This window comes from Microbacterium proteolyticum, assembly GCF_014192415.1.
Classification (GTDB): domain Bacteria; phylum Actinomycetota; class Actinomycetes; order Actinomycetales; family Microbacteriaceae; genus Microbacterium; species Microbacterium proteolyticum.
Genome location: NZ_JACHXY010000001.1, coordinates 200,203 through 223,688, shown reverse-complemented (window position 1 = coordinate 223,688; position 23,486 = coordinate 200,203). Strand labels below are relative to the sequence as shown.

24 protein-coding genes are annotated in these 23,486 nt (G+C 71.2%); 15 read left to right on the top strand and 9 right to left on the bottom strand.

Annotated features, from left to right (window positions below; all coding sequences use genetic code 11):
* Positions 1–20: 20 nt before the first annotated feature.
* From efeB to FHS07_RS01100, 4 genes are all read left to right on the top strand, one after another.
* Positions 21–1,310, top strand: a complete 1,290-nt coding sequence (efeB, locus tag FHS07_RS01115; RefSeq protein WP_343054652.1) for an iron uptake transporter deferrochelatase/peroxidase subunit — start codon at positions 21–23, stop codon at positions 1,308–1,310.
* 231 nt (positions 1,311–1,541) lie between these two features.
* Positions 1,542–2,771, top strand: coding sequence for an LLM class flavin-dependent oxidoreductase (locus tag FHS07_RS01110; protein ID WP_183418079.1), 1,230 nt, complete (start codon positions 1,542–1,544; stop codon positions 2,769–2,771).
* A 1-nt stretch (position 2,772) separates the two neighbouring features.
* Positions 2,773–3,417 (top strand): FMN reductase, encoded by a 645-nt coding sequence (locus FHS07_RS01105; RefSeq protein ID WP_183419357.1) that lies wholly within the window; start codon positions 2,773–2,775, stop codon positions 3,415–3,417.
* A 226-nt stretch (positions 3,418–3,643) separates the two neighbouring features.
* On the top strand, positions 3,644–4,246 hold the full coding sequence (locus tag FHS07_RS01100; RefSeq protein WP_183418078.1) for a class I SAM-dependent methyltransferase: 603 nt from the start codon (positions 3,644–3,646) through the stop codon (positions 4,244–4,246).
* A gap of 130 nt (positions 4,247–4,376) precedes the next feature.
* Here the strand turns inward: FHS07_RS01100 and FHS07_RS01095 are convergent, their stop codons facing one another.
* Positions 4,377–5,075: a Pr6Pr family membrane protein gene (locus tag FHS07_RS01095; protein WP_183418077.1), complete on the bottom strand. Its 699-nt coding sequence runs from the start codon at positions 5,073–5,075 to the stop codon at positions 4,377–4,379.
* Positions 5,076–5,231: 156 nt separating this feature from the next.
* Positions 5,232–6,014: a DNA/RNA non-specific endonuclease gene (locus FHS07_RS01090; RefSeq protein WP_183418076.1), complete on the bottom strand. Its 783-nt coding sequence runs from the start codon at positions 6,012–6,014 to the stop codon at positions 5,232–5,234.
* A 46-nt stretch (positions 6,015–6,060) separates the two neighbouring features.
* Between FHS07_RS01090 and FHS07_RS01085 the strand changes: the two genes are divergently transcribed.
* A complete protein-coding gene (locus tag FHS07_RS01085; protein WP_183418075.1) occupies positions 6,061–6,822 on the top strand; it encodes a fructosamine kinase family protein in 762 nt (253 codons plus the stop codon).
* 12 nt (positions 6,823–6,834) lie between these two features.
* On the opposite strand, the gene FHS07_RS01080 is transcribed toward FHS07_RS01085, so the two are convergent.
* On the bottom strand, positions 6,835–7,446 hold the full coding sequence (locus FHS07_RS01080) for a DedA family protein (protein ID WP_183418074.1): 612 nt from the start codon (positions 7,444–7,446) through the stop codon (positions 6,835–6,837).
* 122 nt (positions 7,447–7,568) lie between these two features.
* Here FHS07_RS01080 and FHS07_RS16590 point away from each other — a divergent pair, with 122 nt between their 5' ends.
* Positions 7,569–9,536: a glycosyltransferase gene (locus FHS07_RS16590; protein ID WP_343054573.1), complete on the top strand. Its 1,968-nt coding sequence runs from the start codon at positions 7,569–7,571 to the stop codon at positions 9,534–9,536.
* A 75-nt stretch (positions 9,537–9,611) separates the two neighbouring features.
* Here the strand turns inward: FHS07_RS16590 and FHS07_RS01070 are convergent, their stop codons facing one another.
* Positions 9,612–10,946, bottom strand: coding sequence for a coiled-coil domain-containing protein (locus tag FHS07_RS01070; RefSeq protein ID WP_183418073.1), 1,335 nt, complete (start codon positions 10,944–10,946; stop codon positions 9,612–9,614).
* A 303-nt stretch (positions 10,947–11,249) separates the two neighbouring features.
* Here FHS07_RS01070 and FHS07_RS01065 point away from each other — a divergent pair, with 303 nt between their 5' ends.
* The 5 genes from FHS07_RS01065 (at position 11,250) to FHS07_RS01045 (ending at position 16,874) form a co-directional block, all read left to right on the top strand.
* A complete protein-coding gene (locus tag FHS07_RS01065) occupies positions 11,250–13,547 on the top strand; it encodes a polyribonucleotide nucleotidyltransferase (RefSeq protein ID WP_183418072.1) in 2,298 nt (765 codons plus the stop codon).
* A gap of 234 nt (positions 13,548–13,781) precedes the next feature.
* Positions 13,782–14,807 (top strand): aldo/keto reductase, encoded by a 1,026-nt coding sequence (locus FHS07_RS01060; RefSeq protein WP_183418071.1) that lies wholly within the window; start codon positions 13,782–13,784, stop codon positions 14,805–14,807.
* A gap of 79 nt (positions 14,808–14,886) precedes the next feature.
* Positions 14,887–15,489, top strand: coding sequence for a histidine phosphatase family protein (locus FHS07_RS01055; RefSeq protein WP_183418070.1), 603 nt, complete (start codon positions 14,887–14,889; stop codon positions 15,487–15,489).
* A gap of 123 nt (positions 15,490–15,612) precedes the next feature.
* Positions 15,613–16,425, top strand: a complete 813-nt coding sequence (gene dapB / locus FHS07_RS01050; protein ID WP_183418069.1) for a 4-hydroxy-tetrahydrodipicolinate reductase — start codon at positions 15,613–15,615, stop codon at positions 16,423–16,425.
* A complete protein-coding gene (locus FHS07_RS01045; RefSeq protein WP_183418068.1) occupies positions 16,422–16,874 on the top strand; it encodes a hypothetical protein in 453 nt (150 codons plus the stop codon). The genes dapB and FHS07_RS01045 overlap by 4 nt, the downstream gene beginning before the upstream one ends.
* Positions 16,875–16,925: 51 nt before the next feature.
* On the opposite strand, the gene FHS07_RS01040 is transcribed toward FHS07_RS01045, so the two are convergent.
* The 4 genes from FHS07_RS01040 to FHS07_RS01025 all read right to left on the bottom strand — a co-directional run bounded on the left by FHS07_RS01040 (position 16,926) and on the right by FHS07_RS01025 (position 19,412).
* Positions 16,926–17,867: a TIGR01777 family oxidoreductase gene (locus FHS07_RS01040; RefSeq protein ID WP_183418067.1), complete on the bottom strand. Its 942-nt coding sequence runs from the start codon at positions 17,865–17,867 to the stop codon at positions 16,926–16,928.
* A complete protein-coding gene (locus FHS07_RS01035; protein WP_183418066.1) occupies positions 17,860–18,285 on the bottom strand; it encodes an OsmC family peroxiredoxin in 426 nt (141 codons plus the stop codon). Before FHS07_RS01035 ends, FHS07_RS01040 begins: the two co-directional genes overlap by 8 nt.
* A 133-nt stretch (positions 18,286–18,418) precedes the next feature.
* Entirely contained in the window at positions 18,419–18,982 is a 564-nt protein-coding gene (locus tag FHS07_RS01030; protein ID WP_183418065.1) for a DUF4395 domain-containing protein, read from the bottom strand.
* Complete coding sequence (locus FHS07_RS01025) at positions 18,975–19,412, bottom strand: thioredoxin domain-containing protein (protein WP_183418064.1); 438 nt, start codon at positions 19,410–19,412, stop codon at positions 18,975–18,977. The genes FHS07_RS01030 and FHS07_RS01025 overlap by 8 nt, the downstream gene beginning before the upstream one ends.
* A 173-nt stretch (positions 19,413–19,585) precedes the next feature.
* Between FHS07_RS01025 and FHS07_RS01020 the strand changes: the two genes are divergently transcribed.
* Genes FHS07_RS01020 through FHS07_RS01010 form a run of 3 tightly spaced genes read left to right on the top strand, consistent with a single transcriptional unit; the run spans position 19,586 to position 21,646 of the window.
* Complete coding sequence (locus tag FHS07_RS01020) at positions 19,586–20,395, top strand: thymidylate synthase (RefSeq protein WP_183418063.1); 810 nt, start codon at positions 19,586–19,588, stop codon at positions 20,393–20,395.
* A complete protein-coding gene (locus FHS07_RS01015; protein ID WP_183418062.1) occupies positions 20,392–20,892 on the top strand; it encodes a dihydrofolate reductase in 501 nt (166 codons plus the stop codon). The genes FHS07_RS01020 and FHS07_RS01015 overlap by 4 nt, the downstream gene beginning before the upstream one ends.
* Before the next feature lies 1 nt (position 20,893).
* Entirely contained in the window at positions 20,894–21,646 is a 753-nt protein-coding gene (locus FHS07_RS01010) for an SDR family NAD(P)-dependent oxidoreductase (protein ID WP_183418061.1), read from the top strand.
* Positions 21,647–21,814: 168 nt separating this feature from the next.
* Here FHS07_RS01010 and FHS07_RS01005 read toward each other — a convergent pair whose 3' ends face one another.
* Positions 21,815–22,351 carry an NUDIX domain-containing protein gene (locus tag FHS07_RS01005; RefSeq protein ID WP_183418060.1) on the bottom strand — a complete coding sequence of 179 codons (537 nt, stop codon included), beginning with the start codon at positions 22,349–22,351 and terminating at the stop codon, positions 21,815–21,817.
* 96 nt (positions 22,352–22,447) lie between these two features.
* Between FHS07_RS01005 and dapA the strand changes: the two genes are divergently transcribed.
* Positions 22,448–23,425: a 4-hydroxy-tetrahydrodipicolinate synthase gene (gene dapA / locus FHS07_RS01000; protein ID WP_183418059.1), complete on the top strand. Its 978-nt coding sequence runs from the start codon at positions 22,448–22,450 to the stop codon at positions 23,423–23,425.
* Positions 23,426–23,486: the final 61 nt, after the last annotated feature.

Genomic DNA, 23,486 nt, shown 5'->3' with positions numbered 1-23,486 from the left:
CCTCGGGTTCGGCGGCAGCCGTGGGTTCGGATGCTTCGGGTCCGGACGCCGAACCCGAATCGGGCGTGTCGCGCCGCGGTCTCATCGGCCTCGCGCTCGGAGCAAGTGCGACGAGCCTCGTCGTGGGTGCGGGTGCAGGCGTCATCGGCGGTGCCGCGTACGGCCAAGAGCAGGCGAGGCGTGTCATGGATGCCGTGGCCCCGGCATCCGGAATCCACCAGGTCGGAATCACCACCCCGGTGCAGGAACACCTGCACTTCGCGGCGTACGACATGATGGCGCGGACGACGCGCGACGACCTCGCCGAACTGCTGGCGGACTGGACGTACGCGGCCACACGGATGATGCAGGGCCTCGACGTCAGTGCGACCGGGGCGGTGGGCGGCTCGCCCGAGGCGCCGCCGGACGACACCGGCGAGGCGCTCGGCCTTCCGGCCAGCAACCTCACCATCACGTTCGGGTTCGGTCCGTCGCTGTTCGACGCGCGCTTCGCCTTGGAGGGGCAGCGCCCCGCAGGGCTCGAGCGTCTGCCGTCGTTCCTGGGCGACGACCTCGATCCGCTGCGATCCGACGGAGACCTGTGCATCCAGGCCTGCGCCGACGACCCGCAGGTGGCGGTGCACGCGATCCGCAATCTGAGCCGCATCGCCTTCAGTCGCGCGACGATCCGGTGGTCGCAGCTCGGCTTCGGACGAACGTCGAAGACCACGTCCGCGCAGGCGACGCCCCGCAACCTCTTCGGGTTCAAGGACGGAACGGCCAACATCCTCGCCGACGACACGGCGGCGCTCGACGAGAACGTCTGGGTCTCGGCATCCGAGGGTCCGGCGTGGCTCGCGGGCGGGTCGTACCTCGTCGCGCGGCGCATCGCGATGCTCATCGAGACGTGGGACCGCACGCGCCTCGCCGAGCAGGACCGCGTGGTCGGACGCGACAAGGCGAACGGTGCGCCGCTGTCGGGCGGCGACGAGTTCACGGCGCCGGATTTCGCGGCGGCCGGTTCCGCCGGTGCGCCCGCGATCGACGCGCGCAGTCATGTGCGCCTCGCGCACCCCGACAGCAACGGGGGTATTCGTCTGCTGCGACGCGGGTACAACTTCGTCGACGGCACGACCGACCTCGGGCGGTTGAACGCCGGGCTGTTCTTCCTCTCCTTCCAGAAGAGTCCCGACCGCTTCATCACGGTGCAGCGGTCGTTGTCGTCGGATGCCATGGGCGAATACCTCCGCCATGTGGGGTCGGGGCTGTGGGCCGTGCCTCCCGCGCCCGCGGCGGGCGCGTCGGTGGGCGCGGGACTGCTCGGCGCCTGACGGGTCGCCGAGGCGACGTGCGGTCGTCCTCTCGCTCGCGCCGTGCCGCGCGAGGTCACACGATCCGCGCGAGATCACGTCGTGTCGTGGGTGGCGAACGTGCGATCTCGGACCGATCGTGTGACGTTGGGGGGCGATCCGGCGGGCGGGGAGGGGCGGTGCGGAATAAAGCTCGGCCGCACGCGTTCTCCCATGTATATTCAGATGCATACAAAACGGAGGCGCATCATGATGAGCGAGACGAACACCTGGCCGGGCATGCAGTTCGGCGTCATGACGGTGAGCGACATCACCCAGGATCCGACCACGGGCAAGACCCCCAGCGAAGCGCAGCGCATCGCGGACACGCTCACGATCGCCAAGCACACCGAAGAGGTGGGGCTCGACGTCTTCGCCCTGGGCGAGCACCACAACCCGCCGTTCTGGTCGTCGTCGCCCACGACGACGCTGGCGTACATCGCCGCTCAGACCGAGCGGCTCATCCTCACCACCTCGACCACCCTGATCACCACGAACGACCCGGTGAAGATCGCGGAAGACTTCGCGATGCTGCAGCACGTGTCGGGCGGCCGCGCCGACCTCATGCTCGGCCGTGGCAACACCGGACCGGTCTACCCCTGGTTCGGCAAGGACATCCGCCAGGGCCTGCCCCTGACCATCGAGAACTACGACCTGCTGCACAAGCTGTGGCGGGAAGACGTCGTCGACTGGGAGGGGAAGTTCCGCACCCCGCTGCAGGGCTTCACCTCGACCCCGCGTCCGCTCGACGGGGTTCCCCCGTTCGTCTGGCACGGCTCGATCCGCACTCCCGAGATCGCCGAGCAGGCCGCTTACTACGGCAACGGCTTCTTCGCCAACAACATCTTCTGGCCGAAAGAGCACTACCAGCGCCTCATCACGCTGTACCGCGAGCGCTTCGCCCACTACGGTCACGGCACGCCTCAGCAGGCGATCGTCGGCCTCGGCGGCCAGGTGTTCATGCGCGCCAAGTCCCAGGACGCGGTGCGGGAGTTCCGCCCCTACTTCGACAACGCGCCCGTGTACGGCCACGGTCCCAGCCTCGAGGACTTCAGCGAGATGACCCCGCTGACCGTCGGCTCGCCGCAGCAGGTCATCGACCGCTACGCCGCGATGCGCGAGACGTTCGGCGATTACCAGCGTCAGCTCTTCCTCATCGACCACGCGGGTCTTCCCACCAAGACCGTGCTCGAGCAGCTCGACATCCTGGGCGCCGAGGTGGTGCCGGTGCTGCGCAAGGAGCTGCAGAAGAACCGCCCGGCCGAGGTGCCCGACGCGCCCACGCACGCCAACCAGGTCGAGAAGATCTACGCCGGAGCCGCCCCGCGTCAGGCCGTTCCCGGTGCGAACCGTGGCGACAACCTCACCGCGGGCAGCCCGTACCAGGACGCCTCGCGTGCGGGCAGCGCCTTCGGGTCGGCCGCGACCAAGGTGGGTGCCTGACATGGCCGGCCGCCGTATCGCGGTCATCACCGCGGGGCTGTCGACCCCGTCGTCCACGCGGATGCTCGGCGACCGTCTCGCGCATGCCGTTCTCGCCGAACTGCGTGAGCGCGGGATCGACGCGACCAGCGACGTGTTCGAGCTGCGCGACTATGCGCACGAGATCACCGACAACCTGCTCACCGGCTTCGCGCCGCCCGCTCTCGAGCAGATGATCAACACGGTCGTCTCGGCCGACGGCATCATCGCGGTCACGCCGATCTTCTCCACCAGCTACTCGGGCCTGTTCAAGTCGTTCATCGACGTGCTCGACCCCCAGGCGCTGAACGGAACTCCCGTGCTGATCGGCGCGAACGCGGGCACGGCCCGGCACTCGCTCGCGATCGACTACGCCATCCGCCCGCTCTTCACCTACCTGCACGCCAACCCCGTGCCGACCGGTGTGTTCGCGGCATCCAGTGACTGGGGATCCAACGCCGACGAGGTCGCCCCGCTCGGTGCGCGCGTCGACCGCGGCGCCCGCGAGCTGGCCGACGCCATCGCCGCGCGCGAGCCCGTGCGCGACGCCGACCCGTTCGACCCGTCGTCGTATCTCGGCGAGGGGCGCTCGTTCGGCCACCTGCTGGGCGGTCTGTCGGGGGAGTGACCCCGCCGAAGAGCCCCGTCGCCATTGCAGGGTGGCGGGGCTTCGCCGTGCCGGCCGGGTGCGTGGGCCGACGACGTTCATTCGGGTCGGACCGCCGCAACGCAAGCGGGGCGACGCGACCGTGGCATTCGATTGCGTCGCATCGATGCGGTGCCGGGCGAGGCGACGCCTCTCGCATCGGCGCGGCGCGACGGTTCTAGGGTGGGGGCGACGAGAAGGAGACCGAATGGATGCCGCGCAGTGGGACGAGCGATACCGCGCCTCGGCCGGGGGAGTGTGGGCCGCCGAGCCCCCAGCCGTCGTCCGCGAGATCACCGCGTCGCTGCACCCGGGAACCGCGATCGATGTCGCGACCGGTGACGGACGCACCGCGCTCTGGCTTGCGGCCCGCGGCTGGACGACGACGGGCGTGGACTTCTCCGCAGAGGCGCTCGCGCTCGCCGTTGCGCGCCCGGGCGGGGACGCCGTGACCTGGGTGCGCGGCGATGTGACGACGTGGGAGCCGCCGGCATCCGCTGATCTCGTCGTCTCGTGCTACCTGCACCTGTCCGACAGCGCGGCCGCCGTGGCGCGGATGGCGGAGTGGGTCGCTCCGGGCGGTGTGCTCGTGGTCGTCGGCCACGACGTCGACAACATCGCTGCCGGAGGCCACGGGCCCTCGGATCCCGCGATCCTGTACACGCCGGCGCTGCTGCGCGGCGCAGTGGATGAGCGGTTCCACGTCGCACGCTGCGGGCAGCTCGTGCGTACGAGCGCGGACGCGGAGCTGCGCGGCGGTCATGCCGCGCATGCGGTCGACACGCTGCTGCACGCGGTGCGGGTGCGCTGACCGGAGCCGCGGAGGGCATGCAGCGTCTGCGCGGACATGGTGCGGGCCTGGCGATCAGCCCCCGTGCTCGGGCTGGTGAATCGCTGACGTACGGTGCCCCCGGGGTCCTACGTGCCCCGGGAGGCAACCGTCAGCCGCGCTCGCTTCGACGGAACGGTTTGCGTCGATCGGCGAACACATAGCCGATTCCGACGACGAGCAGCAAGACGAAGACGAACGCGATCGACCCGAGAATCTCAGCGGGGGGCGCTTCGGTCGGGTCGAGGAACGGGTACGGGTAGTTGCTGGGCTTCGGCGCGAAACCGGTGAAGCGCGGGTCGAAGAACGCGCCCCGCACCATCGTGTAGACCAGCCATAGTGCCGGCCAGCCGAGGAAAGCGAGGTCGCGGGGAAGAAAGCCCTGCCGCGGTTCTACGACGAGAAAACCGACCAACGTGAGCAGCGGGGCGGCGTGATGGAACACCTGGTTGTACACCGCCGCGAGGCCGGTCAGGTGCACGGACCGCGAGAGGAACAGCACGTAGACGATGCCCGTGACGGTGATTCCGACCAGCGCCGCCAACCGGAGGATCCTCCACCAGGTCGCCCCCGACGGCCGGGGCCGCAGACAGAGGATAGCGGAGGTGACGAGCACCAACACGTTCGACTGGATCGTGAAGTAGCTGAAGGTGTTGGTCAGGCTGCGCCCCTCGGATGCCGTGAGGATGCACTGCGCGACAAGGGTGACGGTGAGTCCCACCGCCAGGATGCCGTAGAAGGCACGGACCGCCCGCCGTCGACGCACGCTCATCGGCGGCAGGGACACGTCGGCACCGATGAAGCGGCTCACGCCCTCATGCTAGGGCGCGGTCCCCGCGCCGTCACGTGCCTGCGTGTGGCGGACGGCCGGTGCGGCCGCCCGGTGCAGGAAGCCAGGGCGCTCACGAGTGTCGCCGGCATCGCGTGACCGCGCCGGCCGCCCCATGCCGATGGGGCCCGGCCCTTCTCACAGCACGATGTCGTCCGGGCCCTCCAGCTCGCGGGCGACCACCGGACGCAGCCCGCGCCGCACGAAGATGTCAGCGTCCGCGAGCGGACCGACGTCGAGCCCCGCCTCTGCCGCGATGTCGGTGATCGGCACCTGGAACGTGCGGAAGGCACCGAGCGGCGTCACCGTCAGCCCCTGACGCGTGTCGACGAGCTCCGTCTGATCGAGCACGAAGCCGGCCGCCGCGAGTCCCTCGCCGCTGCGCCAGGCGGCGATCTTCCAGAACCGCAAGGGCACGCGGATGCCGCGGTAGGGCGGGTCGGCCTCGTCGAGCACAGGGGCGGTGAACACGGCGATGCGCTGGTCTGTCGTCTCGGCGTAGGCGAGGACGTGGTCTTCGAGCCCGAGCCACAGCTCTTTCGACTGGTTGAACCCGGCCGCCTGGGGAGCGGCGTTCGTATAGAAGAACGTCGCCTCGGTGGCATCGCGAGCCTCGGACGCCGAGCCCCAGCCGGGATCGCGACGACGCACGAGGTGACCGCGGTCGAGGTCGTTGCGACTGTAGACCTCGGGTCCGGCCTGCGCGTCGTCGTCCACCCGGGGGTCGAGGCGCCACTCGCCCGTGCGGGGCTGGTCGCGCAGCGTCGCGCCGTCGATGACGACGCCGGTGACGGCGGCGAATCGGCGCTCCTCGTCCAGCAGCACCGAGAACCGCGGGTAATCGAGCCGCGTGGCGGGTCGAGTGGGCGCGGGAAGGGGGAGGGGGATGCCGAGGAAGTCGGAGTCGTAGCCGTCGCTCATTCCTCCATCGTGCCGGGGACCTCCGACATCGCGACAGACTGGCGAAATGGAACATCACGTGAAGACGAGGTCGGACGCGCCCGCCGGGTTCTTCGCCATCGAGGCCGCGGGCCTGCGGTGGCTGGCGGAAGCCGACGGGGCGCGCGTCGTGAGGGTCGCCGACGTCGCGCACGACCGGATCGTCCTCGAGCGCATCGCCGAGGCGCGTCCGACCGCGGATGCCGCCGCCGCCTTCGGTGCCGCGCTCGCCGCGACCCACGCCGCCGGTGCCGACGCGTTCGGCTCCCCGCCGCCCGGACACCACGGCGACATCTTCATCGGCCGCCGCACGCAGCCCGCTCGGCCCGCCGCGACGTGGGGCGCGTTCTATGCGGCCCAGCGCGTCGAACCGTTCGTGCCGGTCGCGGTGGCGGCGGGGAACCTGTCGGCATCCGGAGCCGAGGTCGTCCGGCGCGCCTGCGGGATCGTCGCGGCCGGTGCGTTCGACGACGACGAGCCGCCCGCGCGCCTCCACGGCGATCTGTGGGCGGGGAACGTGCTGTGGTCGCCCGAGGGAGTGGTGCTGATCGACCCGGCGGCCCACGGCGGCCACCGCGAGACCGATCTGGCGATGCTGACGCTGTTCGGCTGTCCGTTCCTGGAGCAGATTCTCGCGGCCTACGACCGTGCCCGGCCGCTGCGCATCGGGTGGCGCGAGCGAACGCCGCTGCACCAGTTGCACCCTCTCGCCGTGCACGCCGCCGGTCATGGCCCCTCGTACGGCCGGGCGCTCGTCGACGCCGCGGAGCGGACGCTCGCCCTGGTGTGACACGGCGCCGCGTCAGCCCCTCGCCGCTGCCCGCCGCTTCGCCCGCCGCGCGAGTACGAGGTCGATCCCCACGCCGACCCCCACCGCCACCACGATCGAGACAATTACGGCCACCACGGGCCCGCCGGGCACCACGGCCGCGACGACCGCCCCGATGACGGCCTGGTACGCCGCCCATGCCAGAGCGGCCAGCGCCGCCACCGGGAGGTAGCGCACCGGATTCACCCGCGCCGCCCCGGCCGCGAGGTTGACGGCGAGACGGGCGAACGGCACGAAGCGCGCCGTGAAGAGCACGACCGCGGCGTTGCGTTCGAGACGCGCCCGCGCCCACTCGAGCGCGCCGCGCACGCGGGGTCCGCGCATCCACGCCCAGCGCTGCACACCGACCGTGCGTCCGACCACGTAGCAGCAGGTGTCGCCCGCGAAGGCCGCCGCCGCCGCCACGAGGATCACGGATGCCAGGGGAAAGGTCTCGTGCGACACCGCCAGGGCCCCGAAGGCGGTCACCGCCGCCTCGCCGGGGACGACGACCAGGAACGCATCGGCGAAGACGAGCGTCGCCATGCCGACGAGCGCCCAGGGGCTCGCGGCGATCGTCTGCAGCCACGCGTCGACACCGTCCATCCGGTCACTCTCCGCCGCCGATCGAGACGCCCGGCCGACCGGGCGGTGACGCCCCGCGGAGCATCGGGTGAACATCGCGAACGTCGCGCACGGAGCCGGCGTCCGGCCCCCACCCTGGTGTCGTGAGAGTCGCGCTGCTGGCCGAATCCTTCCTCCCGCACATGAACGGGGTCACCGGTTCCGTTCTCCACGTTCTGCGTCACCTCGCCGAGGCAGGACACGAGACGCTGGTCATCGCGCCCCGGTCGGGTGATGTGACCGCCGATCTGCACGGCGCTCGCACGGAGCTGCTGCGCTCCGTGCCGCTGCCGTCGTACCCCGAGGTGCGCGTGGTCTTCGCCCGTGCGGCGCGCCTGGGGGCACTGCTGCGCGACTTCGACCCCGACGTCGTGCACCTGGCATCCCCGTTCGTGCTCGGATGGCAGGGACTCGCCGCCGCCGACGCGTTGAAGATCCCCTCGGTCGCGATCTACCAGACCGACGTCGTCGCCTACGCCCAGAAGTACGGGGTGCCCCACGCCACCGCCCTCGTCGCCGGTCACGTCGCGCGCCTCCACCGTCGTGCGACCCTTACCCTCGCGCCCTCGTCGGCCTCGACCCGCCAGCTATCCGACCTCGGTGTCGACCGCGTCCGCCGCTGGGGCAGGGGAGTGGATGCCGTGCGCTTCGCCCCCGAGCACCGCGATGCGGCATGGCGGGCCGAGGTCGCCCCGCGCGGCGAGCGCGTCGTCGGATACGTCGGACGCCTCGCGCCCGAGAAGCAGGTCGACGATCTGCGGGCCCTCGCCGATCTCCCCGGCACCCGGTTGGTCATCGTGGGCGACGGGCCCTCGCGCCCCGCGCTCGAGCGGGCGATCCCGGATGCCGTCTTCACCGGCCACCTGTCGGGCGACGCCCTCGCGCGGGCCATGGCGAGCTTCGACGTCTTCGTGCACCCGGGCGAGAGCGAGACGTTCGGGCAGACCATCCAGGAAGCCCTCGCCAGCGGAGTCCCCGTCGTTGCGACGGGCGTCGGCGGGCCACTGGACCTCGTGCGATCGAGCGTCGACGGGTGGCTGTACAAGCCGGGCGACCTCGATGATCTGCGCGGCCGCGTCGCCGACCTCGTGGGCGACGAGTCGAAGCGGCGTGCGTTCGGCCGCGCCGCCCGCGAGGCCGTGCAGGGGCGCACGTGGGAGGCCCTGACGCGCGACCTCGTCGGTCATTATGAGGATGCCGTCGCCCTGCGCCGTATCGACGACAGCCTGCTGCTGCGCGGGGGTCCGCGACCTGCCGCCCCCGCGGCATCCCGCACCCGCGGGCGCTGGACGCGCTACGTCGCGCTGGGCGACTCGCTCACCGAAGGGCTGTGCGACACCTCGCGCATGCCGGCGGGGCAGTTCCGCGGATGGGCGGACCGCCTGGCAGAGCTGCTCGCGCACACGAGCGAGGCCGGCCCGTTCCGCTACGCCAATCTCGCCGTGCGCAGCCGCCGGGTACGCCACCTCATCGACGAGCAGGTTCCCGACGCCCTCCTGCTCCAGCCCGATCTGGTGTCGATCCTCATCGGCGCGAACGACCTGCTCTCCCCGGCTCTGGTCATGCCCGCCCTCGTCGCCGAGGTCGACTCCGCCGTGCGCGCCGTCCGGCGCACCGGGGCCGACGTGCTGCTGGTCACGACGTTTCTGCCGCGCCGGCCCGCCGCCCGCCTCTTCGCGCGACGCTTCGCCGCCTACAACGTCGAGCTGCGCCGGATCGCGCAGGAGCAGGGGGCGATCCTGCTCGATCTGGAGGCCGTCGCCGAGCTCGGCGAGCTGCCGCTGTGGGCGGACGACCTCGTGCACCTGCGATCGTCGGGGCACCGCCTGGTCGCCTATCGCGCCGCGGAGGCGCTGGGAGTCCCCGACGCCCGCGCGCTCCTCGACCTCGACGAGGCGCTGCACGCCGACACCGACGACGCGCCGCGCGGCACGTGGCTGACGCGTGACGCGCTGCCCTGGGTGTGGCGCCGCGTGCGCGGTCGCACCGCCGGCGACGGCATCCGGGCGAAGCACGCCGGTTACGTCGAGCTGCCGACGCGCGGCGATCGAGAGCGCGCCGACGCGGTGTGAGGCCGGGGTCTCGGAGCGTGCAGGGGGGTGCGGTGGTCTCTACGGGCTCAGCCATCGTCGGAGGGTGAGCTCCGCTCAGTACCAGCCGTTCCGTTCGGAGTGGTCCCACGCGCCGCAGGGGCTCCCGTACCGCGCGTCGATGTACGACAGGCCCCACGAGATCTGCGTGGCTCCGTTGGTACGCCAGTCGAGTCCGGCGGAGGCCATCTTCTCGCCCGGCAGTGCTTGCGGAATGCCGTAGGCGCCGCTCCACGGGTTCTCGGCCTGCACGCGCCATCCGGACTCACGGTTCCACAGCAGGTTCAGGCACGAGAACTGATCGTCGCCCCAGCCGTAGCCGCCGATCTGCCCGCGAGCGTTCGCGCGGGCCTCGTCGGGGGTCATGATCGAGGTCGAGGGCGGGGGTGTCGACCCGCCGCCCGATCCTCCGCCGGAGCTCGAGCCTCCCCCCGAACTCGAGCCTCCGCCGCCTCCCGACCCGCCGGAGCCCGACCCGCCGGAACCTGAGGACCCGCCGGAGCCCGACCCGCCGGAACCCGAGGACCCGCCGGAGCCCGACCCGCCGGAACCCGAGGACCCGCCGGAGCCAGAGGACCCGCCGGAGCTCGAAGACCCGCCGGAGCTCGAACCTCCACCCGTGGAGACCGCCCCGCCGCCGGTCGCTCCACCGGGTGCCGAGGCGTCCTGCTGCGCTTTCTCGCGCGCCCGGGCGGCCTTCTCGGCCGCAGCGGTCGACGCCCGTAGCGCCGCGAGCTGCGCGTAGAGGTCGTCGAGGCGCGCCTGCGCCGCGGCGACGCTGGCCGACTCGGCGTCCGCCTCGACCTGTGCCGCGTCGGCGGTGGCGCGGGCTTCGTCGGCGAGCCGCGCCGCCTCCGCGCGCGCCTGGTCGGCTTGATCGCTCAGCGACGCGGAGACGTCGGCCGCGCTGCGCGCCTGCCCGGCGATGCGCGCGGTCGCCGTAGCCACCCGGTCCAGGATGCCCAGACGCGCGAGCAGGGAGTCGGGATCGGCGTCGGTCAGCAGCTGTGCGACGAGCGGCCCGCCGCCGACCGTGCGGTACAAACGCGCGGCGGTCGCTCCCGCCTTCTCGCTCTTATCCGACAGGTCCGTCGCGGCCTCGGTGCTGCGGGCGGCGAGGGCGTCGGCCCGCGCCGCCGTGGAGTCGGCCAGAGCCCGCGTGCGCTCCGCGGCGGTCGACGCGTCGAGGGCGCGTCGCGAGGCCTCGACGGCCGTGGCCTCCGCGGCATCCAACTGCTGCTTCACCTGGGCGACGGCCGCTTCGTCGACCGCGGCGAGCGGGGGAGTCGTCCGTGTCGCCAGGGCCGTGGCGCTCGCCGGAGCGGTGAGGAGGGCTCCCGCCAGCACGGCGCACGCGAGCAGCGTGTGACCTCTGCGACGGATGGGACCCATGAGGTCACGGTAGAGCACGCGGACCCTCCGCGCCCAGCTTCGAAGCGCGGTCGCTGGTAGGGTGGACCCGAATGCCGTCTTGGCATCCGCTCAATTGCATATGAGCTCACGGAGCAGGCCGGCAGACGCTGGTCCCCTGTGGTGGACTCCCCGTCGCTTGCCGGGTGGTCGTCTACTGGTGGCCAGTCGCCGGGATTTCCGGGCCGACACGTCGGCGCGCCCTTTCTGCCTGTTCCTGCTCCTTCGCATGTCAGCTCGTCGCCCACACGGGGCGGCGAGCCTAAACAAAGAAGGAGGGACCTCTTGGAAGGTCCAGAAATCACCGCCGCTGAAGCCGTTCTCGACAACGGCCGTTTCGGCACCCGCACCATCCGTTTCGAGACCGGCCGCCTCGCCCAGCAGGCGCAGGGCGCCGTCGCCGCCTACCTCGACGAAGAGACGATGCTCCTGTCGGCCACCAGCGCCGGCAAGCACCCGCGTGAAGGCTTCGACTTCTTCCCGCTGACCGTCGACGTCGAAGAGCGTTCGTACGCCGCCGGCAAGATCCCCGGCTCGTTCTTCCGCCGCGAGGGTCGCCCCTCCACCGAGGCCATCCTCGTGTGCCGCCTCATCGACCGCCCGCTGCGCCCGTCGTTCGTCGACGGCCTGCGCAACGAGGTGCAGATCGTCGTCACGGTGCTGTCGATCGCCCCCGGCGAGTTCTACGACGCCCTCGCGATCAACGCAGCGTCCCTGTCGACCCAGATCTCGGGTCTGCCCTTCTCCGGTCCCATCGCGGGTGTGCGCCTCGCGCTCATCCCCGGTCACGGCGAGACGTCCGACCAGTGGGTCGCGTTCCCCACCGTCACCCAGCTCGAAGACGCCGTCTTCGATCTCATCGTCGCGGGCCGCGTGCTCGACGACGGCGACGTCGCCATCATGATGGTGGAGGCCGAAGCCACCGAGGGCAGCTGGAACATGATCAAGGGCGGTGCGACCAAGCCCAACGAGCAGGTCGTCGCCGAGGGTCTCGAGGCTGCGAAGCCGTTCCTGCGTCAGCTCGTCGACGCACAGAACGAGGTCGCCCGCACGGCGGCCAAGGAGATCCAGTCGTTCCCCGTCTTCCCGGCCTACAGCCAGCAGACCTACGACTTCGTCGCCGGTCGCGCCTACGACCGTCTGGTGCCCGTGTACCAGATCGCCGACAAGCAGGAGCGTCAGAACGCCGACGACGAGGTCAAGACCTCGGTCAAGGAGCAGCTGCTCTCCGCCGTCGAGTCGGGCGAACTGCCCGCGGTCGCGACGCTGGAGTTCAACGCCGCCTACAAGTCGGTCACCAAGACGATCGTCCGCGGTCGCATCCTCGCCGAGGGTGTCCGCATGGACGGCCGTGGGCTCGCCGACATCCGTCCGCTCGACGCCGAGGTGCAGGTCATCCCGCGCGTCCACGGCTCGGCGATCTTCCAGCGCGGCGAGACGCAGATCCTGGGCGTCACCACGCTGAACATGCTCAAGATGGAGCAGCAGATCGACTCGCTCTCGCCCATCACGAGCAAGCGCTACCTGCACCACTACAACTTCCCGCCGTACTCGACCGGTGAGACCGGCCGTGTCGGCAGCCCGAAGCGTCGCGAGATCGGCCACGGCTTCCTGGCCGAGCGCGCGCTCGTGCCGGTGCTGCCCAGCCGCGAGGAGTTCCCCTACGCGATCCGTCAGGTGTCCGAAGCCCTCGGCTCCAACGGGTCCACCTCGATGGGTTCTGTCTGCGCCTCGACCCTGTCGCTGCTGAACGCGGGTGTGCCGCTGCGCGCCCCCGTCGCCGGTATCGCCATGGGCCTGGTCACCGACCAGGTCGACGGACAGACGCGCTACGCCGCCCTGACCGACATCCTCGGCGCCGAAGACGCCCTCGGTGACATGGACTTCAAGGTCGCGGGTACGTCGGAGTTCATCACGGCGATCCAGCTCGACACCAAGCTCGACGGCATCCCGTCGTCGGTGCTGGCTGCCGCTCTCACCCAGGCGAAGGAGGCTCGTCTGACGATCCTCAACGTCCTGAACGCCGCGATCGACGCCCCCGACGAGATGGCGGCCACCGCGCCTCGCGTCATCAGCGTGCAGATCCCGGTCGACAAGATCGGTGAGCTCATCGGACCCAAGGGCAAGACGATCAACTCCATCCAGGACGAGACCGGCGCCCAGATCTCGATCGAAGACGACGGCACCGTGTACATCGGCGCGACCGACGGCCCCTCGGCCGAGGCCGCCCGTGCGCAGGTGAACGCGATCGCCAACCCCACCAACCCCGAGGTCGGCGAGCAGTTCCTGGGCACGGTCGTCAAGATCGCGACCTTCGGCGCGTTCGTCTCGCTGCTGCCCGGCAAGGATGGACTGCTGCACGTCAGCGAGGTCCGCAAGCTCGCCGGCGGAAAGCGCGTCGAGAACGTCGAAGACGTCCTGTCGGTCGGTCGCAAGATCCTCGTGCGCATCACGAAGATCGACGACCGCGGCAAGCTGTCGCTCGAGCCCGTCGTCGACGAGGAGGCCACCACCCCCGAGCCCGCCGACACGCAGGGTTCGGCTGCCGCGAGCGAAGGCCCCGAGGCTCCCGCCGAAGGCTGATCCTCACCTCTTCGGATGCCCGTCCCGCCTCGTGCGGGGCGGGCATCCGTCATGTGACGGATGAGACGGATGGGAACGGTGTGACGACGCCGCGCGCAAGCGTTACGCAATGTTTATCGGCGGGCCGGGCGAAAGGCGAGTGCCTTTCGGGTGAACGCCTAATCTCGAAGTACGTCGGGGGGGCGTGCTGATACGGCGTCGGCCGTACCGTCGCCCGGGCGCTGGGAGGACCCCATGAGCGGCTCGGGCGTCGGAGAGACGGCCACTCCGCGCCTGCGGCGCGATCGTGCACCTCACCCCTCCGCGCCCGTCACGCTCCAGGGGCCGGGTCTCGGTTCGCACGTGCGGGTGCCGCTCGGCGAGACCGGTTTCTCGGTCTTCCCGCTCTTCCTCGGCGGCGGCGAATTCGGCTGGAACGTCGACGCCCGCGAGAGTCACGAGATCCTCGACGCCTACGCCGAGCTCGGCGGTAACGCCCTGCACACGGCCGACAGCTACGCGGCGGGTCGCAGCGAGTTCATCATCGGTGAGTGGCTGCGCACCCGTCGCATGCGCGACGACGTGGTGTTGAACGTCCGCGTCGGCGGGCATCCCGATCATCCGGGCCTCGACTCGGTCAACCTCGTACGCGCTGTCGAAGCCTCGCTCACCCGTTTCGGCACCGACCGCATCGACGTGCTGTCGCTCGATGCCGCGCGCGGCGGGAGGGGGCTGCTCGAAGACACCCTCGCCACCAGCGAGTGGCTGGTCGAGTCGGGCAAGGTCCGCGCGATCGGCGCCCACGGCTACACGGCGGCGCAGCTCGTCGAGGCGCGCATCCTGTCGTCCGCGGGGTACCCGCGCATCACGGTGCTCGACGTGCCGTACAACGTGCTGCACCGGACGGAGTTCGACGGCGACGTGCGACTGATCGCCTCGGCGCAGAACATGGCCGTCACCCCGTCGCACCCCCTCGCGCACGGCTTCCTGGCGGGCGAGACGCGCACGCGCGGCCAGTCGCCGAAGTCGGTACGCGGTACCCAGGTCGCGGCGAACCTGAATCGCCGGGGATCGCGGGTGCTTCGCGCGCTCGACGCCGTCGGCATGGAGCTCGGACTCCCGGATGCCGCGGTGGCGGTGGCGTGGCTCCTCGCCCAGAAGATCGTCACGGCACCGATCGTGAATGCCTTCGCGCCGCGCCACGTCGTGGAATGCATGCGCGCCGTCGGCGTGCGACTGAGCCGGGCTCAGCTGTCGGATATCGCGCGCGCCGCCGAGTGACGGTCTCCTCCTCGGGGGCGTGACGTAGGCTGGGGGGACCGGCCGGGGGACGGCAGATCGACAACGGGGTGGGCTTGACGTGACGCATTACATCTACCTGGTGCGCCATGGCGAGCATCAGGATGCCGAGCACGGGCTCACCGACGGCCCCCTCTCTCCGCGGGGTCACCGTCAGGCCGCCCTGCTCGCCGATCGCCTCTCCGGGCTTCCCCTCGACTCCGTCTGGCACTCGCCGCTCGAGCGTGCGGCCCAGACGGCGCGTGCCGTGGCCGATCGGCTGCCCGCGGTCTCGCCCGTGTCGTCGGCTCTGCTGTTCGACTGCGTGCCCACGGGCATGACCCCCGAGACGCCCGCCGCCTACGAGCCGTTCTTCGGATCGGTCACCGAAGCCGAGATCGACGCCGGGCGTGCCCAGATGGCCGACGCCACCGCGGAATTCCTCGCTCGCAAGGCCGGCGAGGTGCACGAGCTCCTCATCACCCACAACTTCGTCATCTCGTGGTTCGTGCGCGAGGTGCTGCAGGCGCCCGACTGGCGGTGGATGACGATCAACCAGGCCTTCTGCGGTCTCACGGTCATCGCGCAGAAGAAGGGTCGCCCCTGGACGCTGCTCTCGCACAACGACCTCGCGCACCTGCCCGTCGAACTGCGCACGGGGTTGGTCGACCCGCTGCCCGTCTGACCCCGCCGGGTCGTCCGTGCCGAGGCTCAGGGCGGTCGCCGGGGCCGGTCTGGGCGCAGTGTCCGCGGCGAGTCTGTGGACAGAGCCCGGCCACCGCGCGCGGCGCCGCCTAGGCTGGAACGCATGACGACACGCGTGGCCATCGTGGGCGGAACCGGCAAGCTGGGCGGGGTGATCCGCGAGGTCATCGAAGGCGAAGACGGGTACGAGGTCGTCGCGGTGCTGGGCTCGCGGTCCGATCTCGCCGAGCTCGCCGGGGCCGATCTCGTCGTCGATGCGTCGACGCCCGCCGTCTCGATCGACGTCGTGCGCGCCGCGATCGAAGGCGGGATCAACGTGCTGGTCGGCACGTCGGGGTGGTCGAACGAGCGGATCGCGCTCGTGCGGCCCCTGGTCGAAGCGAGCGGCACCGGTGCGGTGTTCATCCCCAACTTCTCTCTCGGGTCCGTCATCGGCAGTGCTCTCGCGGCGGCTGCGGCACCGTTCTTCCCCTCGATCGAGATCATCGAGGCGCACCGCGAGACGAAGGTCGATTCGCCGAGCGGCACGGCCGTCCGAACGGCCGAACTGATCGCTGCGGCCCGCGCCGACGTGGGGCCCGTCGAGTCGCCGCACGTCGACCAGCGCGCGCGGGGCCAGCGCGTGGCATCCGTGCCCATCCACTCCCTGCGACGCCCGGGCGTGGTCGCACGGCAGGAGACGGTCCTCTCCGGCGCGGGGGAGTCGCTGACCCTCGTCCACGACACCGTCGACCCCGCCACGGCGTACGCCCCCGGCATCCGTATCGCCTTGGCCGCCGCCCGTGAGGCGCGAGGCGTCGTGATCGGCCTCGACAGCTTCATCGACATCGGGGTGCGCACGCGTCCCGAGGCACCGGAGGCACCCGTCGCCGACGGAGATGTGTCGGGCCAGGTCGCCGGCGCCACCAGCGCATGAGGGTCCGTGTCGCCGTCGCCCTGATGACGGTGTTGCTGCTGCTGTACGTCGTGCTGGCGGGGCAACGCGCACTCATCCTGGTCACGAGCGGCGAGCCCGTCGCCCTCGCCATGGGAGTCGCCCTCCTTGTGCTGCCGCTGCTCGCGCTGTGGGCGATCGGGCGCGAATTGTGGTTCGGTGTCCGCGCCCAGCAGCTCGGCGAACGATTGGATGCCGAGGGGGGCCTTCCCGACGAAGACCTGCCGGTGCGGCCGAGCGGGCGCATCGAACGCGAAGACGGAGACGCGCTGTTTCCGCGGTACCGCGCCGATGTCGAAGCGAACCCCGACGACTGGCGCGCACGGTATCGCCTCGCGCTGGCCTACGACGCGGCGGGAGACCGTCGGCGAGCACGCTCGGCGGTACGCACGGCGATCCGGCTCGAGAGCGCGGAGCGCCGCGCGGGCTGAGGCCGCCGCGTCACCGCATCGAGACGAGCGTGTGCCCGCGAGACCGAGGCGTCACGCTCGGCGCGAGTCGCCCTCGTCCGCGTCGTGAGCGGGAACCGCGGATGCCACAGCCTCCTCGACCGTGCGGTGCGTGAAGGTGAAGCCGCTGTCTTCCAGCGCCGCCGGACGCACGTCGGCGTCCGAGGTGAGCAGAGCCTGGGTCGCGTCCTTCCCGAGGGCGAGTTCGATGCCCCATACGGGTGCCCTCAGGACATACGGCCGGTTCATGCGCCGTGCGAGCGCGAAGCCGAGGTCGTTCGCCGTCGCCCGAGTGGGACCGGTCAGGTTCACGGGCCCGGTCAGGTCGGAGTCGATGACGTGGCGGATGGCTCGCACCTCGTCGTCGAGGGTGATCCACGGCCATACCTGGGTGCCGCGTCCGATGGGACCGGAGACGCCGAGCTTCGTCAGGAGGAGGAGGGGCTTGAGGACACCCCGTTCATGCACGACGGGAGCGGTGCGCAGCAGGGCGACCCGCGCCCGATCGCCGGCCCCGCGCGCCGCCTCTTCCCAGTCGACGCAGATGTCGACCAGGAAGCCGTCGCCGCGCGGGGAGGTCTCGGTGAGGACCGTACCGGGTTGAGAGCCGTAGAAGCCCGTCGCGCTCGCATTGACGAGCGCGGGCGCGTCCTCGCCGAGCGCACGCACAGCGGCGGCCAGGGTGCGCGTGGGCGTGATGCGCGACCACAACAGGGTGCTCTTGTACGACGGGGTCCACGGGAAGCGCCCGATCGACGCACCGTTGAGGCAGACCACCGCGTCGGCGCCCGCGATCACGTCGGGATCCAGGGGCGTGGCGTCTTGCAGCCACTGCACCTCGTCCGGGCTTCGGGGAGCGTGGCGCACCAGAGACGTGACCTCGACGCCGTCGCCGCGCAGCGAGTCGATGAGGGCGGAGCCGATGAGACCCGACGCGCCGGCGATGACGACGCGTCGGGCGGGGGTCTCAGGCAAGCGTCGCCTCGAGGGTGATGTCGATGCCCGAGAGCGCCTGCGAGACCGGGCAGTTGGCCTTGGCGTCGGCGGCGATCTTCTGGAACGTCTCGTCGTCGAGGCCGGGCACGACCGCGTTGACGTTGAGGTGGCTGCCGGTGATGCCGGTGCCGGGCTTGAAGGTGACGGATGCGGTCGTGTCGACGGACTGCGGCGGTGTGCCGTTGTCGGCGAGGGCATTGGACAACGCCATGCTGAAGCACGCCGAGTGCGCACCGGCGAGCAGTTCTTCGGGCGTCGTGACCGAGCTGGAGCCTTCGCTACGGGCCTTCCAGTTGACGTCGAACGTGCCGATGCCCGACGAGGTGAACGTGACCTCACCCGATCCCTCGAACAGGCTGCCCTTCCAGGCGGTGGCTGCTTCGCTCGTGACGGCCATGGGAACCTCCGTGATGTCTGCGCGGCCGAGGTGACCGCGGCGCGGTGCGCACGGTCTCAGCGACCGTGACGCGGCCAGCCTAGTGAGCGCATACGCCGCCGCCCGGGTCTTGACAGCCCTTCGCACGCGCGCGTTAGGCGATGGCCGAACCGCGTCGCCCCACGAGTCCGATGCGCTGCAGGAGAAGGTAGAGCTGGCATCCGAGGCACAGCCCGAACACCGCGTTGAGGAAAGCGGCGACGAAGGCCATCGCGGCGGCGATCGGCAGCGCCCAGGGAACCCCGGCCAGGTGCAGCAGCAGGCCGACCGCGGTCACGAACAGGCCGACGCCCTGCGCGAAGCGCGGGGGACGCGGGTCTTCGAACTCCGTCGGCGGTGACAGGCGCGGCTGGATCACCCGGCGGTACAGGACGCCCCAGGGCGCGGTGCGGGGTGCGGTGACGCCCCAGACGAAGAGCAGGGCGACGACGAGGAGCAGGAGGAAACCGGGGTCGGTGACACGAACGGTGACGGACGAGGCAGGAAGAGCCCATCCACCGGGGGACACCACCGCGCCGCCCGACGCGGGAAACGCGACAGACCCGCGCTGCGTCGAGATGCCGACGAGGCTGAGCACGGTCGCGACCAGCAGCAGCACGGCGGTGACGGAGGCCGCGAACCGCGGGCCGCGGGCGTCGATGCGCGAGACGTCAGGCATGGGTGTTCTCCTTCAGCAGTCGGTCCAGCTCGAGTTCGATGGCGGCGCGGCCGGGGGTCCCGCCGAATCGCGTGCGGATCGCCCCTTGCCGGTCGAGGACGAGGGTGGTCGGTGTCTGCAGCACGCGGAAGTGCTGCGCGAGGTCAGGACGGTGGGTGAGGTCCACGTCGAGATGGCGGACGCCGCCGCGCGCGTCGGCGATCTCGGAGAGCATGCGATGCACACCCGGGCAGCGCGAGCACATCTCCGTGCTGAACTGCAGCAGGGTCGCCTCCTCGCCGAGCCGGTCGGCACCGAGGCGCCGCGGGTCGACGACCTCGGCCGAATCGACCTGACGGGCGCGGCCCTGCCGGCGGCGCAGGGCGAGGCCGGCGACGGCCGTCAGGGCGACGAGCGCGCCGACCGTGATGAGCGCGAAAGTCAGATCCACGACACGCAACGCTAGTGCGCGTCGACGCGCCGGGGGCCGATGAGTCGCCGCATGACGACGCGCGAGGGGGCCCTCGCAGCGGCGTACCGGCATCCCTCCTCCCCAGCCCTGGTCCGTCCTCCGCGCCGTGCACGCACCCTCCTCCCGGCGCTCGCGCGGGTATCGTGAACCGCGTGACAGCCGACATCCCCACCCCGTACGAAGACCTGCTCCGCGACGTGCTCGCGACGGGTGTGCACAAGTCCGATCGCACGGGCACCGGCACCACCAGCGTCTTCGGGCGGCAGATCCGTTTCGATCTGGCAGGGGGGTTCCCCCTCGTCACCACGAAGCGCGTGCACCTCAAATCGATCGTGTACGAACTGCTGTGGTTCCTCCGCGGCGAGTCCAACGTCGCCTGGCTGCAGCAGAACGGCGTCTCGATCTGGGACGAGTGGGCGGATGCCGACGGAGAGCTCGGCCCCGTCTACGGAGTGCAGTGGCGGTCATGGCCCACCGCCGACGGCGGAACCATCGACCAGATCACGCAGGTCATCGAGCAGATCCGCCGCGACCCCGACTCGCGCCGGCTGATCGTGTCGGCGTGGAATCCCGCCGACATCCCCGACATGGCGCTCGCGCCGTGCCACGCGCTGTTCCAGTTCTACGTCGCCGACGGCAAGCTGTCGTGTCAGCTCTACCAGCGCAGCGCCGACATGTTCCTCGGCGTCCCGTTCAACATCGCCTCGTACGCGTTGCTCACCCTCATGGTCGCCCAGCAGACGGGCTTGGAGCCGGGCGAGTTCGTCTGGACGGGTGGCGACTGCCACGTGTACGACAACCATCGCGAGCAGGTGGCCGAGCAACTCACGCGCGAGCCGTACCCGTATCCCACCCTGCGCTTCGCCCGGACGCCGGAGTCGATCTTCGACTACACCTACGACGACATCGTCACCGAGAACTACCAGCACCACCCCGCCATCCGCGCGGCCGTCGCGGTATGACCGCGCTCGGGCTCGTCTGGGCGCAGGCACACGACGGCGTCATCGGCGCCGACGGGGGGATGCCGTGGCACGTGCCCGAAGACATGGCGCACTTCCGCGCGGTCACGGGATCATCCGACGTCATCATGGGTCGGCGCACGTGGGAGTCGCTCCCCCCGCGGTTCCGGCCGCTCCCGGGTCGCCGCAACATCGTGGTCACCCGTTCCGCGGACTGGGCGGCCGACGGGGCGCAACGCGCCGCTTCGCTCGACGACGCGCTCGCGCTGGCCACGGGCGACGAGGTCTGGGTCATCGGCGGCGGTCGCCTCTATGCCGAGGCCATCCTTCGCGCCGACGTCATCGAACTCACGCGACTCGATCTCGCCGTCGAGGGCGACACCTTCGCCCCGTCGCTCGACGGGTGGAGCACCGTGTCCGGCGACCCTGCCGACGGCTGGCACACGTCGACGAGCGGCATCCGGTACCGTTTCGACACCCTCCGGCCGTCGGGGCGCTGACGTGGCGACCGCGGTGATCACCGGCGCCAGCTCGGGGCTGGGCGCCGAGTTCGCGCGCCAGCTCGCCGCCCGCGGGGCCGACGTCGTGATCGTCGCCCGCGATCGCGTCGCGCTCGAGGCCCTCGCGACCGACCTGCGCGGCCGCCACCGGGTGCGGGTAGAGGTGATCGTCGCCGACCTGCTCGACGACGACGCGCGCGGTGTGGTCGAGACGCGCCTCGCGGACGGCGTCGACGTGCTCGTCAACAACGCCGGATTCGGGCTCGATCTCGCCTTCGCCGACAACCCGGTCGACGACGAGGTGCGGCACCTGCGGCTGCACGTGGAGGCCTCCATGCGCCTCACCCATGCCGCGCTCGGGCCCATGCTCGCGCGGCGGCGCGGCCGCATCGTCAACGTCGCTTCGGTCGCCGGCTTCGTCCCGCGCGGCACCTACGGCGCGGCGAAGGGCTGGCTCATCTCGTTCAGCCGGTGGGCGAATGCGGTCTACCGGCCCCGGGGCGTCACCGTCACCGCGGTATGCCCCGGCTTCGTGCACACGAACTTCCACGAGCGTCTCGGTCTCGCCCCGGGTCACGAGGGGGTCGCGCCCGGTCTGTGGCTCGACGCGACGACCGTCGTGCGGCAGGGACTCCGCGCCGCCGCCCGCGGGCGAGCGGTGAGCGTACCGTCGTGGCGCTACAAGATGCTCGTGGCCGTTTCGCGCCTGCTTCCCGACGGAGTCGTCATCCGAGCGGCCTCTCGCGGACGGTGAACCCACCGCGGCGTTCTGCGCGAAGAGTCCGACGCCGGGGCTCCGGGCCTGAGACGCGTCGCACGGGCGCCGACTTCGCGCCCCGATGCACGGCGACGCCGTCGCGTCGCGACGCCTCGTCCCGACCTTCCGCGGCGAGGCGCGGCGCCGGGGCCGTGTGCGGCTCGTCTAGCGGAACCGTCTCAGCCGGATGCCCGCGAAAGCCAGCGCCGCGATCGTCTCGCCGTCGGTGATCTCCCCGTCGGCGATGAGGCGCAGCGCGTCGGCGAACGGCACCCACCGCACGGCGTCGATTCCCTCTTCGCGCTGCGAGGTCGTCGCATCCGCCATCGTCAACCCCCGCGCGAGGAAGACGTGCTCGGGGGCGTCGGCGATGCCGTTCAGGGCGTTCATGCGTCCGAGGGACTCCCAGTCGGATGCCGTGACGCCGGTCTCCTCGAGCAGTTCGCGCTGGGCCGCCACCAGCGGATCCTCCCCGTCCGAGCCGCCCGCCGGAACCTCGACGGAGCGCCCGGTGGTGTAGCGGTCCAACTCGATCAGGCAGACGCGGTCCGCCTCGTCGAGGGCGATCACGAACACCGCGGGGTGCTGCATCCGGACGACCCCGTAGATGCCGTCGCCGTGCGGTCCGGTCACCTCGTCTTCACGGACGTGGATCCAGCGGTTCTCGTACACGGTTCGCGTCGCGCGGGTGTTCCAGGCCATGGCGCCACCCTAGGCCGCGTCATCGTCGGCGATTGTTCACCCCCGACCGGCACCCTCCGCCGGGGGAGGCGTCCGCCGAACCGATAACCTGGACGTATGACGCACTCCGGCAATCCCTTCGGTCAGGTGCTCGTCGCGCTCATCACCCCGATGACCGCCGACGGCGAAGTCGATTGGCCCGCCACCGAGAAGCACATCGACGACGTCATCACCGCCGGTGCCGACGGCATCGTCGTCACGGGGACGACGGGTGAGACCTCCACGCTCACCGACCCTGAGAAGCTGCGTTTGGTCGAGGTCGGCAAAGACGTCTCGGCCGGGCGCGCCAAGATCATCACCGGTGGCGGATCGAACGAGACCGCGCACGCGATCGAGCTGTACAAGGCCAGCGAGAAGGCCGGCGCCGACGGCATCATGATCGTCACGCCGTACTACAACAAGCCCACGCAGGCCGGCATCCTGACGCACTTCCGCCTCGTCGCCGACGCCACAGACCTTCCGGTCATCCTGTACGACATCCCCGGTCGGACCGGCGTGCCCATCAAATACGAGACGATCCTGCGCCTCGCCAAGCACCCCAACATCCTCGCGATCAAAGACGCCAAGGGCGACTTCAGCGAGGTGAGCCGGGTGCTCAACCAGACCGACCTGATGTACTTCTCGGGCGACGACGCCAACGTGCTCCCGCACCTCTCGATCGGGGCGTCGGGCCTCATCGGGGTCACGGCCAACATCGCCGCGGCTCCGTACCGCACGATCGTCGATGCCGTGAACGCCGGCGACCTGGCATCCGCCACCGCCGCCCACAAGGGCCTCGAGCCGCTCGTGCGTGCGGTCATGACGCACGTGCCGGGGACGGTCGCGGCGAAGTACATCCTGCACGGGCTCGGCCGCATCGGCAGCCCGCGCGTGCGTCTGCCCCTGGTCGGTCCCGAAGAGTGGGAGGCCGCCGTGATCGAAGACGAGCTGGCCCTCGTGAAGAACGTGGCCGGCGCCGACTTCTCCAACTTCCGCCCCGACCGCAATGCGGCCGCCGGCGGTGCCCTGCCGAAGGTGCACGGCACCACGCGATAAGAACATCGGCGTCCGCCGATCCGCGGCCAGGGACGCCACACGAAGGGATGCCACGCGGTGG